Raw genomic sequence first — 15,194 nt, 5'->3', positions numbered from 1 at the left:
AAATTAGTAAAAAAATGGTATAATGAATGGAAAAGATTCGGCTGAAAGTGAATTGGACTTTCAGAAAAAGAGAGCTTTTAAAGCTCTACAAACAAGTTGAAGTGACTATTCGGAGGAAAAATGAATACTATTAAATTAACAACACTTGGAGGTGTGCGTGAAAATGGTAAAAACATGTACATCGCAGAAATTAACGACTCGATTTTTGTATTGGACGCAGGTTTGAAATATCCTGAAAATGAACAGTTGGGTGTCGATGTCGTTATTCCAAATATGGAATATCTGTTTGAAAATAGTGACCGTATTGCAGGTGTCTTTTTAACACACGGACACGCGGATGCGATTGGCGCTCTTCCTTATCTCTTGGCAGAAGCTAAGGTTCCTGTATTTGGCTCAGAGCTGACCATCGAACTGGCTAAACTCTTTGTTAAAGGAAATGACAGCGTCAAGAAATTCGATGATTTCCATGTTATTGATGAAAATACAGAGATTGATTTTGGTGGAACGGTAGTATCCTTCTTCCGTACAACCCACTCTATCCCAGAAAGTTTGGGTGTGGTTTTGAAAACATCTGAAGGTAACATCGTCTATACAGGAGATTTCAAGTTTGACCAAACAGCTAGTGAATCATATGCCACTGACTTTGGACGTTTGGCAGAGATTGGTCGTGAAGGAGTCCTGGCTCTTCTAAGTGATTCTGCGAATGCAGATAGCAATATCCAAGTAGCCAGTGAAAATGAAGTTGGTGTAGAAATCACGCAAACCATTTCTGACTGGGAAGGACGTATCATCGTTGCTGCAGTTGCAAGTAACCTTTCCCGTATCCAGCAGGTATTTGATGCAGCTGCGGAGACAGGACGTCGTGTTGTCTTGACAGGATTCGATATTGAAAATATCGTCCGTACAGCTATTCGTCTGAAAAAATTGTCTTTAGCAAGTGAAAATCTTTTGATTAAACCAAAAGATATGTCGCGTTTTGAAGATCATGAGTTGATCATTCTTGAAACTGGACGTATGGGTGAACCAATTAACGGTCTACGCAAGATGTCTATCGGTCGTCACCGCTATGTTGAAATCAAAGAAGGTGACCTAGTTTATATTGTTACAACACCATCAATCGCCAAGGAAGCGGTTATGGCACGTGTAGAAAATATGGTCTACCAAGCAGGTGGAGTTGTCAAGCCAATTACTCATAGCTTGCGTGTGTCAGGACATGGGAATGCGCGTGATTTGCAATTGATGATCAATCTCTTGCAACCTCAGTATCTCTTTCCAATCCAAGGAGAATACCGTGAGTTGGATGCCCATGCTAAGGCTGCTATGGCAGTTGGTATGCTACCAGAACGTATTTTTATCCCTAAAAAAGGGACTACTATGTCTTACGAGCATGGGGACTTTGTTCCATCTGGTGCAGTTACAGCAGGCGATGTTTTGATTGACGGGAATGCTATTGGAGATGTTGGGAATGTCGTTCTTCGTGACCGTAAGGTCTTGTCAGAAGATGGGATTTTCATCGTGGCTATCACTGTTAACCGTCGTGAGAAAAAAATCATTGCTAAAGCTCGAGTGCACACGCGTGGATTTGTCTATCTCAAGAAGAGCCGTGATATCTTGCGCGAAAGTACAGAGTTAGTCAATCAAACAGTAGAAAACTATCTACAAGGTGAAGAGTTTGATTGGGCAGAACTCAAAGGTAAGGTACGTGATCATTTGGCCAAGTTCCTCTTTGACCAAACCAAGCGTCGCCCAGCTATCTTACCAGTAGTCATGGAAGCAAAATAGGATCAAATAGCAAGAGAAAGTCGAGTTTCGGCTTTTTCTTATCTTAAACGAATAAGGAGCAAGTTATGGCAGTAATGAAGATTGAGTATTACTCAGAAGTTTTAGATATGGAGTGGGGAGTGAATGTTCTCTACCCAGATGCGTCTCGGGTTGAGGAACCAGATTCTACAGATATTCCTGTTCTTTATCTCCTTCATGGAATGTCAGGGAATCACAACAGTTGGCTCAAACGGACCAATGTAGAGCGTTTGGTGCGAGGGACCAATCTGATTGTTGTCATGCCTAATACAAGTAACGGTTGGTATACAGATACTCAGTATGGCTATAACTACTATACAGCTCTAGCAGAAGAACTGCCTAAAGTGCTCAAACGTTTCTTCCCTAATATGTCTAGCAAGCGTGAAAAAAATTTTATCGCTGGCCTTTCAATGGGAGGCTACGGTTCCTTCAAGTTGGCTTTGTCAACCAATCGTTTCTCACACGCAGCTAGTTTTTCTGGAGCTCTTAGCTTCGAGGAGTTTTCTCCTGAAAGCCAAAATCTTGGAACGCTTGCTTACTGGCGGGGAGTTTTTGGCAAGCTTGATAACTGGGAAACTAGCCCTTACTCACTTGAAACTCTTGCTAACAAGTCAGACAAGAAGACCAAACTCTGGGCTTGGTGTGGTGAGCAAGATTTTTTGTATGCTGCCAATAATCTAGCAGTGAAGAATCTCAAGAAACTTGGTTTTGATATTTCTTATAGTCATAGCCCAGGCAACCACGAGTGGTATTACTGGGAAAAACAATTGGAACGATTTTTGGCTACCTTGCCAATTGATTTTGTTTTGGAAGAGAGATTGAGCTAGTTTTTTATCGATAAAATAATATAGACTGTTTCTCTAAGGTTAAAAATAAAAATGAGAGTTTATTTTCACTAGACTTTTTAATTGAAAGTAGTAAAATAGTAATGAGATACTAGGTGAAAGAGAGTGAGATATGTATCGTTATCAAATTGGCATTTCTTCGTTAGAGCATGATCGATTTATCGAACAACATGAGTTGGTCAATATATTACAAAGCAGTGCCTGGGAAAAAGTTAAATCTGATTGGAATCATGAGAGGCTTGGTGTCTATGAAGGGGAGAACTTACTGGCTGTGGCTAGTATTCTCATAAAGTCTCTACCTTTGGGGTATAAAATGTTTTATATTCCAAGAGGTCCTATATTGGATTACAGGGATATAGAACTTTTAAAGTTTGTCCTGCAGTCTATTAAGTCTTATGCTCGCAGTAAGAGAGCGGTTTTTGTGACTTTCGATCCAAGTATTTGTCTATCTCAACATTTGGTCAATCAAGACAAAACAGAATATCCTGAAAAACTTTCTATTGTTGAGATTTTAGGGCAATTAGGAGTGAAGTGGTCTGGGCGGACAACCGAAATGGATGACACCATTCAGCCTCGTATTCAGGCGAAAATATATAAGGAAAATTTTGAAGAAGATAAACTTTCTAAATCAACGAGGCAAGCTATCCGAACAGCACGAAACAAAGGGCTTGAGATTCAATATGGTGGACTGGAACTATTAGATTCATTTTCGGAGTTGATGAAAAAAACTGAGAAGCGAAAAGAGATTCATTTAAGAAACGAAGCTTATTATAAAAAATTATTGGATAACTTCAAAGAAGATTCCTATATCACGCTAACGAGTTTGGATGTTTCTAAGCGTTTAAGAGAATTAGAAGAACAATTAGAAAAAAATAGAGTAGTTGCAGAAAAATTTAATGATGCAACCAAACCTTCAAAAGTTCAGGAAAATATAAAAGAAAAAGAACGTTTAGAAGAGGAAATAGATTTCTTGCAGGGATATATGAATATGGGAAAAACAAACATTCCTTTAGCGGCTACTTTGAGTTTGGAATTTGGTAATACCTCTGTCAATCTATATGCTGGTATGAATGATGATTTTAAACGTTACAATGCACCAATTTTAACTTGGTATGAAACGGCTCGCTATGCCTTTGAGCGAGGTATGGTGTGGCAAAATTTAGGTGGTGTTGAAAACTCTCTCAATGGTGGACTTTATCATTTTAAGGAAAAATTTAATCCAACGATTGAAGAATATTTGGGTGAATTTACAATGCCGACTCATCCTCTCTATCCTCTGTTAAGACTTGCTCTTGATTTCCGTAAAACATTAAGAAAAAAACATAGAAAGTAAGTATATGGCACTAACTACACTCACGAAAGAAGAGTTTCGTACTTATTCTGATCAGGTTTCTTCTCGTTCCTTTATGCAATCTGTCCAGATGGGGGACTTATTAGAAAAAAGAGGGGCTCGATTGTTTACCTTGCTTTGAAACAAGAAGGAGAAATTCAAGTTGCAGCTCTGGTTTATAGCTTGCCCATGCTGGGGGGGCTGCATATGGAGGTCAATTCGGGGCCGATTTATACCCAACAAGATGCTCTTCCAGTTTTTTATGAGGAGTTAAAAGAATATGCCAAGCAAAATGGTGTATTAGAGTTGCTTGTAAAACCTTATGAAACTTATCAAACTTTTGATAGTGATGGGAAGCCAATAGATGAAGAAGAAAAAAGTATTATCCAAGATCTGTGTAATTTAGGCTACCAATTTGATGGTTTGCCAACCGGTTACCCTAATGGTGAGATTTTTTGGCATTTTATCAAAGATTTGAAGAGTTACGATGAGAAATCTTTGCTGAAATCCTTTAATAAAAACAGTATTCGAAATATTCAATCAGCATATGATTTTAATCTGACTATAAGAAATATAGAACGAGATGAAATTTCGAAATTCAAACAAATTATTGAAGAAACAGGAAAAAGACAAGGGTTTAAGGATAAGAATTTAGATTATTACTGTAAATTGTATGATGCTTTTGAGGACAAGGCGGCTTTTCTAATTGCTGAAGTGAATCCTAAAAAATCAATCGAAGCTCTCGATGTGAAGCAGGCTGGTCTTGATGAAAAGTCAAAGCAATTTAAACAGCAATATCAAGCTTTACAAAAGAAAAAAGATCTTTTGAGGAACTTGGATAGTGAATCTGACAACATTGCTTTAGCTTGTGCTTTAATCATTTACATAAATACAGAAGCAACATATTTGTTTGGAGGCTCATTTACAGAGTATCAGAAGTTTTCTGCTCCGTTTTTACTTCAATATCATGCAATGAAGCAGGCCTTGGAAAGAAAAATTGACAAATACAACTTTCTAGGTATTCAAGGGATTTTTGATGGAAGTGATGGCGTATTACGATTTAAGCAGAACTTTAATGGTTATATTGTGAGAAAGGCAGGAACTTTCCGATATTATCCAAATCCAATCAAGTTTAAGTGTTTACAATTTTTGAAAAAAATAATCGGAAAATAAGTGAACAAAGTGGTTTTAGTTTTCTTTCAGCTTACTAAAGTAAAATAAGAAATCTATCTTTAGAATGGGAAACCTTGGCTAAAAGATAGATTCTTATTTTTTTAGAAAGGCGGGAAATCATGTTCTGGATTATACGTGTTCTATGTCGATTGTTACTAGGAATTTGGCGCATGTTCTGGCGCCTTGTGTGGACTCTTGTAGTCTTAATTCTCATTGCTTTAGGGATTCTCTGGTATGTGACGGGGGATTTATCTGGTGTCTTCAATCAAGCGGGACAATTAGTTCAAGTTGGTCAAGCAGGTTGGCATCAATGGCAAGAAACTGGTAAGTTGCAAGGCTTGTCTCAGACCGATCATCATCAAGATTCAGGAGTAAAATGGCCCCAAGCGCAGGCGACAATTTATATTGATTCTCAAATGGATGCAACCTTTCAAAAGGCTTACGTTGAGGCTATTACCAATTGGAATCAGACCGGTGCTTTTAATTTTGTAGTTGTGACAGAACCTGACCAAGCAACTATTTTTGCGACTGAAATGAATGATGGTTCCACATCTGTTGCCGGTGAGGCGGAGAGCCAGACAAATCTCCTAACCAAACAATTTACTTCAGTAACAGTTCGTTTGAATCATTATTATCTATCTAATCCAAACTATGGCTATACCTATGATCGCATCTTGCATACAGCCGAGCATGAGTTAGGACATGCCATTGGTTTGGAGCATACTAATGAAGTTTCAGTCATGCAGCCAGCAGGTTCTTATTATGGTATTCAGGCTCAAGATGTTCAAGCAGTTCAAGAACTTTATGAGTCTGGAGAATAAGTGATTTTAAAACGAAAAATAGAGCTCCCTGATGTAAGCAATGAGGGGAGCTTTTTGCTATAATGGAACTATGAATAACTTGATTAAATCAAAACTGGAGCTCTTGCCGACCAGCCCTGGTTGTTACATTCACAAGGATAAAAACGGCACGATTATCTATGTAGGAAAGGCTAAAAATCTGCGTAATCGCGTGAGGTCATACTTCCGCGGAAGTCATGATACTAAGACAGAAGCCCTGGTATCTGAGATTGTGGATTTTGAGTTTATTGTCACGGAGTCTAATATTGAGGCCCTCCTTTTGGAAATCAACCTGATCAAGGAAAATAAGCCTAAATACAATATTATGCTCAAGGATGACAAGTCTTATCCTTTTATTAAAATTACAAATGAGCGCTATCCTCGCTTGATTATTACTCGTCAGGTCAAAAAAGATGGAGGTCTCTATTTTGGCCCCTATCCTGATGTCGGTGCAGCTAATGAAATCAAGAGACTTCTGGATCGGATTTTCCCATTTCGCAAGTGTACCAATCCACCGTCAAAAGTCTGTTTTTACTACCATATCGGCCAGTGCATGGCTCACACCATCTGTAAGAAAGACGAAGCTTATTTCAAAGCCATGGCCCAAGAAGTCTCTGATTTTCTAAAGGGTCAGGATGACAAAATCATTGATGACCTCAAGGAAAAGATGAATGTGGCAGCTCAGAGTATGGAATTTGAACGCGCGGCGGAATATCGAGATCTGATTCAGGCTATTGGTACTTTGCGAACTAAGCAAAGAGTCATGGCTAAGGATCTCCAAAACCGAGATGTCTTTGGTTACTATGTGGATAAGGGTTGGATGTGCGTCCAGGTCTTCTTTGTACGCCAGGGCAAGTTGATTGAACGCGATGTTAATCTCTTCCCTTATTACAACGATCCTGATGAGGATTTCTTGACCTATGTGGGACAATTTTATCAGGAAAAATCTCATCTGGTTCCCAATGAGATTTTGATTCCTCAAGATATTGATGAAGAGGCAGTCAAAGCCTTGGTGGATACCAAAATTCTCAAACCCCAACGCGGTGAGAAGAAACAACTGGTTAATCTGGCTATCAAAAATGCGCGTGTTAGTCTAGAGCAGAAGTTTAATCTGTTAGAGAAATCAGTTGAAAAGACTCAAGGGGCTATTGAAAATCTGGGACGACTTCTACAAATTCCAATCCCAGTTCGCATCGAGTCCTTTGATAACTCCAATATCATGGGGACTAGTCCAGTTTCTGCCATGGTAGTTTTTGTCAATGGGAAACCGAGCAAGAAGGATTACCGCAAGTATAAGATTAAGACAGTTGTTGGGCCAGATGACTACGCAAGTATGCGAGAGGTTATTCGCAGACGTTATGGCCGAGTCCAACGAGATGGTTTGACACCGCCTGACTTAATCGTTATTGATGGAGGACAAGGTCAGGTAAATATTGCTAAGCAGGTTATCCAAGAAGAGCTAGGCTTGGATATTCCCATTGCAGGTCTGCAAAAAAATGATAAGCACCAAACCCACGAATTGCTTTTTGGAGATCCGCTTGAGGTGGTAGAGCTGTCTCGTAATTCTCAGGAATTTTTCCTCTTGCAACGCATCCAAGATGAGGTGCACCGTTTTGCTATCACTTTCCACCGTCAACTGCGTTCTAAAAACTCTTTCTCCTCTCAGCTTGATGGCATCGAGGGATTGGGTCCAAAACGCAAGCAGAATTTGATGAAATATTTCAAATCTCTGGCAAAAATCAAGGAAGCCAGTGTGGATGAGATTGTCGAAGTTGGAGTGCCAAGAGTAGTCGCAGAGGCTGTTCATCAACACTTGAATCCCCAAGAGCGTGTAGAACTAGCTCAGGTTGCTGAGTCGTCTGCTGAATACAAGGGCTAAAGTAGTAAGGAAAGGTTTTTGCTTTAGCGAGTGCAAGCTAGTCAGAATTGTGGTAAAATAGATAAGATATGACTAAAGAATTTCATCATGTAACGGTCATGCTCCATGAAACTATTGATATGCTTGATGTGAAACCTGACGGTATTTACGTTGATGCGACCTTGGGTGGAGCAGGCCATAGCGAGTATTTATTAAGTAAACTAAGTGAAAAGGGGCATCTCTATGCCTTTGACCAGGACCAGAATGCCATTGATAATGCACAAAAACGTCTGGCGCCTTATATCGAAAAAGGAATGGTCACCTTTATCAAGGACAACTTCCGTCATTTGCAGCTACGTTTGCAGGAAGCAGGTGTAGAAGAGATTGATGGTATTTGTTATGACTTGGGGGTTTCTAGCCCGCAGTTGGATCAGCGTGAGCGTGGTTTTTCTTATAAAAAGGATGCGCCACTGGATATGCGGATGAACCAGGAAGCTAGTTTGACCGCTTATGAGGTTGTCAATCATTATGACTATCATGACTTGGTACGAATCTTTTTCAAATATGGAGAAGATAAGTTTTCCAAGCAGATTGCTCGGAAGATTGAACAGGCGCGTGAGTTGAAACCGATTGAGACAACGACTGAATTAGCAGAGATTATCAAGTCTGCTAAGCCTGCCAAGGAACTCAAGAAAAAAGGTCATCCGGCCAAGCAAATTTTCCAAGCCATCCGTATTGAGGTCAATGATGAATTAGGAGCTGCAGATGAGTCCATCCAACAAGCTATGGAATTACTAGCAGTGGACGGAAGAATCTCAGTCATTACCTTTCATTCGCTGGAAGATCGCTTGACCAAGCAATTGTTCAAGGAAGCTTCGACGGTAGAGGTTCCAAAAGGCTTGCCATTCATCCCGGATGATCTCAAGCCTAAGATGGAATTAGTCTCTCGCAAACCGATTCTACCAAGCAAGGAGGAGTTGGAGGCCAATAATCGTTCCCACTCAGCCAAGCTACGAGTAGCTCGAAAAATTCACAAGTAAGGGGATAAAATGGTAGAAAAAAGAGAAACGACGAGCCAATTACTGCAAGCTCGTATCAAAAGATTTTCACGTGTTGAAAAGGCCTTTTACCTTTCAATTGCCATTACAGCCCTTGTCTTAGCCATCAGTGTGGTCTATATGCAAACCAAGCTTTTGCAAGTCCAGAGTGAACTAACGACTGTTAATGCTCAAATTGAAGAAAAGAAAACGGAGTTGGATGATGCTAAGCAAGAAGTCAATGAATTGATCCGTTCAGAACGACTGACAGGGATTGCGAATTCGCAAGAACTGCAACTAAACAATGAAAATATCCGATCGGCGGAGTAGTATATGAAAACCTGGAAAGAAAAAATAGTACACTTTGCCATTAAGAATCGCAAATCTCCCCTTGAAAACCGCAGACGAGTTGGGAAGAGTCTCAGTCTTTTGGCCGTCTTTCTCTTTGCTGTTTTTTTGGTTAACTTTGCGGTGATTATTGGTATGGGGAAGAAGTTTGGCGTTGACCTGGTCAAAGAAGCTAGTAAGGTTCACCAAACAACTCTGACAGTTCCTGCTAAGAGGGGAACCATTTATGATCGTAATGGAACGCCGATTGCAGAGGATGCAACATCCTATAATGTTTATGCGGTCATTGATAAGGATTATAAGTCAGCTAATGGAGATGTTCTATATGTAGAAGAATCTCAGTACAATAAGGTAGCCGAAATTTTCCATAAGTACTTGGATATGGAGGAGACCTACGTCAAGGATCAACTCTCTCAACCAAGTCTCAAACAGGTTTCCTTTGGTGCTAAGGGAAATGGGATTACCTACGCTAATATGATGTCCATTAAACAGGACTTAGAAGCCGCGAAGGTTGAGGGTGTTAATTTTACCACTAGTCCCAATCGAAGTTATCCAAATGGGAAATTTGCTTCATCCTTTATTGGTTTAGCACAGTTACATGAAAATGAAGATGGGACAAAAAGTCTTATTGGTACATCTGGCATTGAGAGCTCCTTGAATAGCTTGTTAGCAGGGACAGATGGTATTATTACTTATGAAAAAGACCGTCTAGGTAATATTGTTCCTGGTACAGAACAAGTCACCCAACAGACCGTAAACGGGAAAGACGTCTATACGACCCTATCTAGTCCTTTGCAGTCCTTTATGGAAAGTCAAATGGATGCCTTTCAAGAGAAAGTAAAAGGCAAGTATATGACAGCAACCTTGGTCAGTGCTAAAACAGGGGAAATTCTTGCAACGACGCAGAGACCAACCTTCGATGCTGATACTAAGGAAGGGCTGACTAAGGACTTTGTTTGGCGTGATATCCTCTATCAAAGTAACTATGAGCCGGGGTCAACCATGAAGGTTATGACGCTCGCTGCTGCTATTGATAATAACACTTTCCCAGGAGGAGAAGTTTTCAATAGCAGTGAATTAAAAATAGCGGATGCGACGATTCGAGATTGGGATGTTAATGCTGGTTTGACTACTGGTAGGATGATGACTTTCTTACAAGGTTTCGCTCTCTCCAGTAATGTTGGAATGAGTCTACTTGAACAAAAAATGGGAGATGCTACTTGGTTGGATTATCTCAATCGCTTTAAGTTTGGGGTGCCGACGCGTTTTGGTCTGACTGATGAGTATTCAGGTCAATTGCCTGCAGATAATATTGTCGATATTGCCATGAGTGCATTTGGTCAGGGGATTTCTGTAACGCAGACCCAGATGCTACGTGCTTTTACAGCCATTGCGAATGACGGAGTTATGTTAGAACCAAAGTTTATTAGCGCCCTTTATGATCCAAATGATCAGTCAGTTCGGAAGTCGCAAAAAGAAGTTGTGGGTAATCCTGTTTCTAAAGAAACGGCTAGTTTGACTAGGGAAAACATGATTTTGGTTGGTACAGACCCTATTTATGGGACCATGTATAATCGTAATGATAATAAACCAGTAATTACTGTTCCTGGTCAGAATGTTTCTGTCAAATCTGGAACAGCTCAAATTGCCGATGAGCAAAACGGAGGATATTTAGTTGGGAAAACCAATTATATCTTTTCTGTAGTAACCATGCATCCTTCTGAAAATCCTGATTTTATTCTTTACGTAACAGTTCAACAGCCAGAACACTTTTCTACACCTTGGTTTGGAGAATTTGCTAATCCTATTCTTGAACGAGCTTCTGCTATGAAAGAATCTCTTAATCTTCAGTCTACAGCTAAAAATCTGGATCAAGTTACAACAACAACTAGTTATGCAATGCCAGCGACCAAGGACTATAGTCCGGGAGATATGGCAGAGGAACTGAGACGCAATCTTGTTCAACCAATCGTTATCGGTTCAGGAACAAAAATCAAGGACAGTTCAGTGGCAGAAGGAACAAATCTAGACGCTAATGAGCAAATCTTACTCCTTTCAGACAAGGTAGAAGAGATGCCTGACTTATATGGCTGGTCTAAGAAAAATGTTGAAACCTTTGCCAAATGGCTGAATCTTGAAGTTGAGTTTGAAGGTACAGGAGAAACTGTTAAAAAGCAAAGTGTTCGTTCCAATACAACTTTAAAAGATTTACAGAAAATAAAAATAACATTAGGAGATTAGAATGCTTATTTCTATCTTTGCTGGAGTGATTGCCTTTATTCTAACAGTCATAGGAATTCCAGCCTTTATCCGTTTTTACCATAAAGCACAGATTACCGGTCAACAGATGCATGAGGATGTCAAACAACACCAAGAAAAAGCTGGGACACCAACCATGGGAGGACTCGTCTTTCTCCTAGCAGGAGTTTTAGTTAGTCTGGTCCTTGCTCTCGTGACCAATCAATTAACCAATAATGTCGGAATGATCCTCTTTATCCTGGTCTTATATGGTTTGGTCGGTTTCTTGGATGATTTCCTCAAGGTTTTCCGCAAAATCAATGAAGGACTCAATCCTAAACAGAAGCTTTTGCTTCAGTTGGTCGGAGGGGTTATCTTCTATTTCTTCTATGAAAGAGGAGGAGATATCTTAAATGTATTTGGTTTTCCCTTGCATTTAGGTGTTCTTTATATTCTCTTTGCCCTCTTCTGGTTGGTCGGTTTTTCAAATGCAGTTAATCTGACTGACGGAATCGATGGCTTGGCAAGTATTTCGGTGGTGATTAGCCTATCTGCCTATGGAGTCATTGCCTATGTGCAAAATCAGCTCGATATCTTACTAGTGATTGTAGCCATGATTGGTGGTCTTCTTGGCTTCTTTGTCTTTAACCACAAGCCTGCTAAAGTTTTCATGGGAGATGTTGGTAGCCTAGCCCTTGGTGGAATGTTAGCGGCTATTTCCATGGCGCTACACCAAGAATGGACGTTACTCTTGATTGGTTTGCTCTATGTTTTTGAAACCACATCTGTTATGATGCAAGTCACCTACTTTAAGTTGACTGGAGGAAAACGTATCTTCCGTATGACACCAGTTCACCACCATTTTGAGTTGGGGGGCTTTTCTGGGAAAGGCCAAGCTTGGAGTGAGTGGAAGGTCGACTTCTTCTTCTGGGGAGTGGGCTTGCTTGCTAGTCTCTTGACTTTGACTTTCATGTATTTATTCTAAAAATAGAATATTGATTATAAGAGAGAAGGATTTATGCCCTTCTCTTTTTCTGTCTTTTCCTACAGTTTATTGCCCTACCTTTCTCAAAAGTGAGTGAATTTATGGTAAAATGGAGATAGAGAGTTGAAATAATGAGTTATTTTAAAAAGTATACATTTGATAAATCTAAGTTTAAGTTAGGAATGCGAACATTTAAAACAGGAATCGCTGTTTTTTTAGTTCTCATGATTTTTGGTTTTTTTGGTTGGAAAGGACTTCAGATTGGAGCTCTTACTGCAGTTTTTAGTTTAAGAGAAGACTTTGATAAGAGTGTCCACTTTGGGACATCACGTATTCTCGGAAATAGTATCGGTGGTTTTTATGCCCTTATTTTCTTTCTCTTAAATAATCTTTTTCACGGCGCCTTCTGGGTAACCCTCCTTGTTGTTCCAATTTGCACCATGTTAACCATTATGACAAATGTTGCAATGAACAATAAAGCAGGTGTTATCGGTGGAGTTGCGGCTATGTTGATTATTACCTTATCAATTCCGAGTGGAGAGACTGTTTTGTACGTGTTTGCCCGAGTTTTTGAAACCTTTATGGGTGTTTTTGTGGCAATTATCGTAAATTATGATATTGACCGCTTACGTAGCATTTTTGAGAAAAAGAAAAATAATGTCATATAATGTGACATTATCGTTTGACGGTTAAAAAAAATTAGACTATAATAGACAGAAAGAAGGAAGTGTACATGAAGGAAAAAGAATTTCGTCGCAATATGGCAGTTTTTCCTATTGGCAGTGTTATGAAGTTGACCGATCTTTCGGCTCGCCAAATTCGTTATTATGAAGATCAGGACTTGATTAAGCCTGATCGAAACGAAGGCAATCGCCGTATGTACTCGCTGAATGATATGGATCGGTTGCTTGAGATTAAAGATTACATCTCAGAAGGTCTCAATATTGCTGCCATTAAGAAAAAATATGCCGAACGTGAGGCGAAAGTCAAGAAACCAGTCAGTCAAACTGAGGTGCGTCGGGCCCTTCGGAATGAGGTTCTTCAACAAAGTCGCTTTGCTTCTCAACAATCGCCTTTTGGTCGCGGTTAGGCAACCGCTAGTCGTCATATATAAGGAGAAAAACCATGCCAATCACAGCTGCAGATATTCGTCGTGAAGTTAAGGAAAAAAATGTAACCTTTATCCGTCTCATGTTTTCAGATATTTTGGGAACAATGAAAAACGTCGAAATTCCTGCTACAGATGAACAACTAGACAAGGTCTTGTCAAACAAGGCTATGTTTGATGGATCTTCTATTGAAGGGTTTGTTCGTATCAATGAATCAGATATGTACTTGTACCCTGACCTGGACACCTGGACTGTCTTCCCTTGGGGAGATGAGAACGGTAGTGTCGCAGGATTGATCTGTGATGTCTATACAACAGAAGGAGAGCCATTTGCTGGAGATCCTCGAAGCAACCTTAAACGAGCTCTTCATCACATGGAGAAAGTTGGATTCAAATCCTTTAACCTTGGACCAGAGCCAGAATTCTTCCTATTTAAGCTTGATGAAAATGGAGACCCAACTCTTGAAGTGAATGACAAGGGTGGTTACTTTGATTTGGCGCCTACAGACCTTGCTGACAACACTCGTCGTGAGATTGTTAACGTCTTGACCAAAATGGGATTTGAAGTCGAAGCAAGTCACCACGAAGTTGCTGTAGGTCAACATGAGATTGACTTTAAATATGATGAAGTTCTTCGTGCTTGTGATAAGATTCAAATCTTTAAACTTGTTGTAAAAACCATTGCTCGTAAACATGGTTTGTATGCAACCTTTATGGCTAAACCTAAATTTGGTATAGCTGGTTCAGGAATGCACTGCAATATGTCTTTGTTTGACGCGGAAGGAAACAATGCCTTCTTTGATCTAAATGATCCAAAAGGAATGCAATTGTCAGAAACTGCTTACCACTTCCTTGGTGGTTTGATCAAACATGCCTACAACTATACAGCTATCATGAACCCGACAGTTAACTCATACAAACGTTTGGTTCCAGGCTACGAAGCGCCGGTTTACATCGCTTGGGCTGGTCGTAACCGTTCACCACTTGTCCGCGTACCAGCATCACGCGGAATGGGAACACGTTTGGAGTTGCGCTCAGTGGACCCAATGGCAAACCCTTATATTGCTATGGCTGTTCTTTTAGAAGTTGGTTTGAACGGTATCGAAAATAAAATCGAGGCACCAGCACCAATCGAAGAAAACATCTATATCATGACTGCAGAAGAGCGTAAAGAGGCTGGCATCACAGACCTTCCATCAACGCTTCACAATGCTTTGAAAGCTTTGACAGAAGACGAAGTGGTTAAAGCAGCTCTAGGTGAACACATCTACACTAGCTTCCTTGAAGCCAAACGAATTGAGTGGGCAAGCTATGCAACCTTCGTTTCACAATGGGAAATTGATAACTACCTAGATCTATACTAATGATAAATCAGAAAGATTGTCCGTGAGGACGATCTTTTTTCTTATGTGACTTTCAGTCCGTCTCGCTCCGTTAGTTGCGAGACAAAAAAACCACCCGCTATGCGGGTGCGCATCGAAGGTTATACCAAAAAACTCCAAACGCGATACAATTAAGGTGTTCAAGCCAATTGTAAAGCGAAAGGAGAAAAATATGGCTCAAAAAGCACATAGTTTATCACACACAAAATGGATGTGTAAATATCACATTGTGTTCACCCCTAAGTATAGAC

12 protein-coding genes and 2 pseudogenes are annotated in these 15,194 nt (G+C 40.1%); all 14 read left to right on the top strand.

The window, feature by feature from the left end:
- Positions 1-120 precede the first annotated feature (120 nt).
- Entirely contained in the window at positions 121-1,782 is a 1,662-nt protein-coding gene (locus ADF68_RS03875) for a ribonuclease J (protein WP_049548716.1), read from the top strand.
- A gap of 65 nt (positions 1,783-1,847) precedes the next feature.
- Positions 1,848-2,627, top strand: a complete 780-nt coding sequence (locus tag ADF68_RS03870; RefSeq protein WP_049548715.1) for an alpha/beta hydrolase — start codon at positions 1,848-1,850, stop codon at positions 2,625-2,627.
- A 130-nt stretch (positions 2,628-2,757) separates the two neighbouring features.
- Positions 2,758-3,978 carry an aminoacyltransferase gene (locus tag ADF68_RS03865; RefSeq protein WP_049548714.1) on the top strand — a complete coding sequence of 407 codons (1,221 nt, stop codon included), beginning with the start codon at positions 2,758-2,760 and terminating at the stop codon, positions 3,976-3,978.
- A gap of 4 nt (positions 3,979-3,982) precedes the next feature.
- Positions 3,983-5,148: pseudogene (locus ADF68_RS03860) on the top strand (peptidoglycan bridge formation glycyltransferase FemA/FemB family protein).
- A 119-nt stretch (positions 5,149-5,267) separates the two neighbouring features.
- A complete protein-coding gene (locus ADF68_RS03855) occupies positions 5,268-5,969 on the top strand; it encodes a matrixin family metalloprotease (protein WP_049548713.1) in 702 nt (233 codons plus the stop codon).
- A gap of 70 nt (positions 5,970-6,039) precedes the next feature.
- Positions 6,040-7,866: an excinuclease ABC subunit UvrC gene (uvrC, locus tag ADF68_RS03850; RefSeq protein WP_049548712.1), complete on the top strand. Its 1,827-nt coding sequence runs from the start codon at positions 6,040-6,042 to the stop codon at positions 7,864-7,866.
- Between the two features lie 68 nt (positions 7,867-7,934).
- On the top strand, positions 7,935-8,885 hold the full coding sequence (rsmH, locus tag ADF68_RS03845; RefSeq protein ID WP_000159438.1) for a 16S rRNA (cytosine(1402)-N(4))-methyltransferase RsmH: 951 nt from the start codon (positions 7,935-7,937) through the stop codon (positions 8,883-8,885).
- A gap of 9 nt (positions 8,886-8,894) precedes the next feature.
- On the top strand, positions 8,895-9,212 hold the full coding sequence (gene ftsL / locus ADF68_RS03840) for a cell division protein FtsL (RefSeq protein ID WP_000229662.1): 318 nt from the start codon (positions 8,895-8,897) through the stop codon (positions 9,210-9,212).
- Positions 9,213-9,215: 3 nt separating this feature from the next.
- On the top strand, positions 9,216-11,471 hold the full coding sequence (gene pbp2X / locus ADF68_RS03835; RefSeq protein ID WP_049548711.1) for a penicillin-binding protein PBP2X: 2,256 nt from the start codon (positions 9,216-9,218) through the stop codon (positions 11,469-11,471).
- A 1-nt stretch (position 11,472) separates the two neighbouring features.
- Positions 11,473-12,453 carry a phospho-N-acetylmuramoyl-pentapeptide-transferase gene (gene mraY / locus ADF68_RS03830; RefSeq protein WP_049548710.1) on the top strand — a complete coding sequence of 327 codons (981 nt, stop codon included), beginning with the start codon at positions 11,473-11,475 and terminating at the stop codon, positions 12,451-12,453.
- A 131-nt stretch (positions 12,454-12,584) separates the two neighbouring features.
- Complete coding sequence (locus ADF68_RS03825) at positions 12,585-13,121, top strand: FUSC family protein (RefSeq protein WP_049548709.1); 537 nt, start codon at positions 12,585-12,587, stop codon at positions 13,119-13,121.
- A 65-nt stretch (positions 13,122-13,186) separates the two neighbouring features.
- A complete protein-coding gene (locus tag ADF68_RS03820) occupies positions 13,187-13,543 on the top strand; it encodes a MerR family transcriptional regulator (RefSeq protein ID WP_049548708.1) in 357 nt (118 codons plus the stop codon).
- A gap of 35 nt (positions 13,544-13,578) precedes the next feature.
- Positions 13,579-14,925: a type I glutamate--ammonia ligase gene (gene glnA / locus ADF68_RS03815; protein ID WP_049548707.1), complete on the top strand. Its 1,347-nt coding sequence runs from the start codon at positions 13,579-13,581 to the stop codon at positions 14,923-14,925.
- 190 nt (positions 14,926-15,115) lie between these two features.
- Positions 15,116-15,194, top strand: a pseudogene (locus ADF68_RS03810) (IS200/IS605 family transposase); the annotation flags it as partial.

This window comes from Streptococcus pseudopneumoniae, from assembly GCF_001068775.1.
Lineage (GTDB): Bacteria > Bacillota > Bacilli > Lactobacillales > Streptococcaceae > Streptococcus > Streptococcus pseudopneumoniae_N.
This window is presented reverse-complemented; position numbering and strand designations above follow the sequence as displayed.

What these genes read in the sequence shown, in the direction of transcription:
- ADF68_RS03825 (WP_049548709.1), top strand. Translation starts at nt 12,585, where the DNA reads ATGAGTTATTTTAAAAAGTATACATTTGATAAATCTAAGTTTAAGTTA.
- ADF68_RS03870 (WP_049548715.1), top strand. Translation starts at nt 1,848, where the DNA reads ATGGCAGTAATGAAGATTGAGTATTACTCAGAAGTTTTAGATATGGAG.
- ADF68_RS03855 (WP_049548713.1), top strand. Translation starts at nt 5,268, where the DNA reads ATGTTCTGGATTATACGTGTTCTATGTCGATTGTTACTAGGAATTTGG.
- rsmH (WP_000159438.1), top strand. Translation starts at nt 7,935, where the DNA reads ATGACTAAAGAATTTCATCATGTAACGGTCATGCTCCATGAAACTATT.
- ADF68_RS03875 (WP_049548716.1), top strand. Translation starts at nt 121, where the DNA reads ATGAATACTATTAAATTAACAACACTTGGAGGTGTGCGTGAAAATGGT.
- ADF68_RS03820 (WP_049548708.1), top strand. Translation starts at nt 13,187, where the DNA reads ATGAAGGAAAAAGAATTTCGTCGCAATATGGCAGTTTTTCCTATTGGC.
- uvrC (WP_049548712.1), top strand. Translation starts at nt 6,040, where the DNA reads ATGAATAACTTGATTAAATCAAAACTGGAGCTCTTGCCGACCAGCCCT.
- ADF68_RS03865 (WP_049548714.1), top strand. Translation starts at nt 2,758, where the DNA reads ATGTATCGTTATCAAATTGGCATTTCTTCGTTAGAGCATGATCGATTT.
- mraY (WP_049548710.1), top strand. Translation starts at nt 11,473, where the DNA reads ATGCTTATTTCTATCTTTGCTGGAGTGATTGCCTTTATTCTAACAGTC.
- ftsL (WP_000229662.1), top strand. Translation starts at nt 8,895, where the DNA reads ATGGTAGAAAAAAGAGAAACGACGAGCCAATTACTGCAAGCTCGTATC.
- pbp2X (WP_049548711.1), top strand. Translation starts at nt 9,216, where the DNA reads ATGAAAACCTGGAAAGAAAAAATAGTACACTTTGCCATTAAGAATCGC.
- glnA (WP_049548707.1), top strand. Translation starts at nt 13,579, where the DNA reads ATGCCAATCACAGCTGCAGATATTCGTCGTGAAGTTAAGGAAAAAAAT.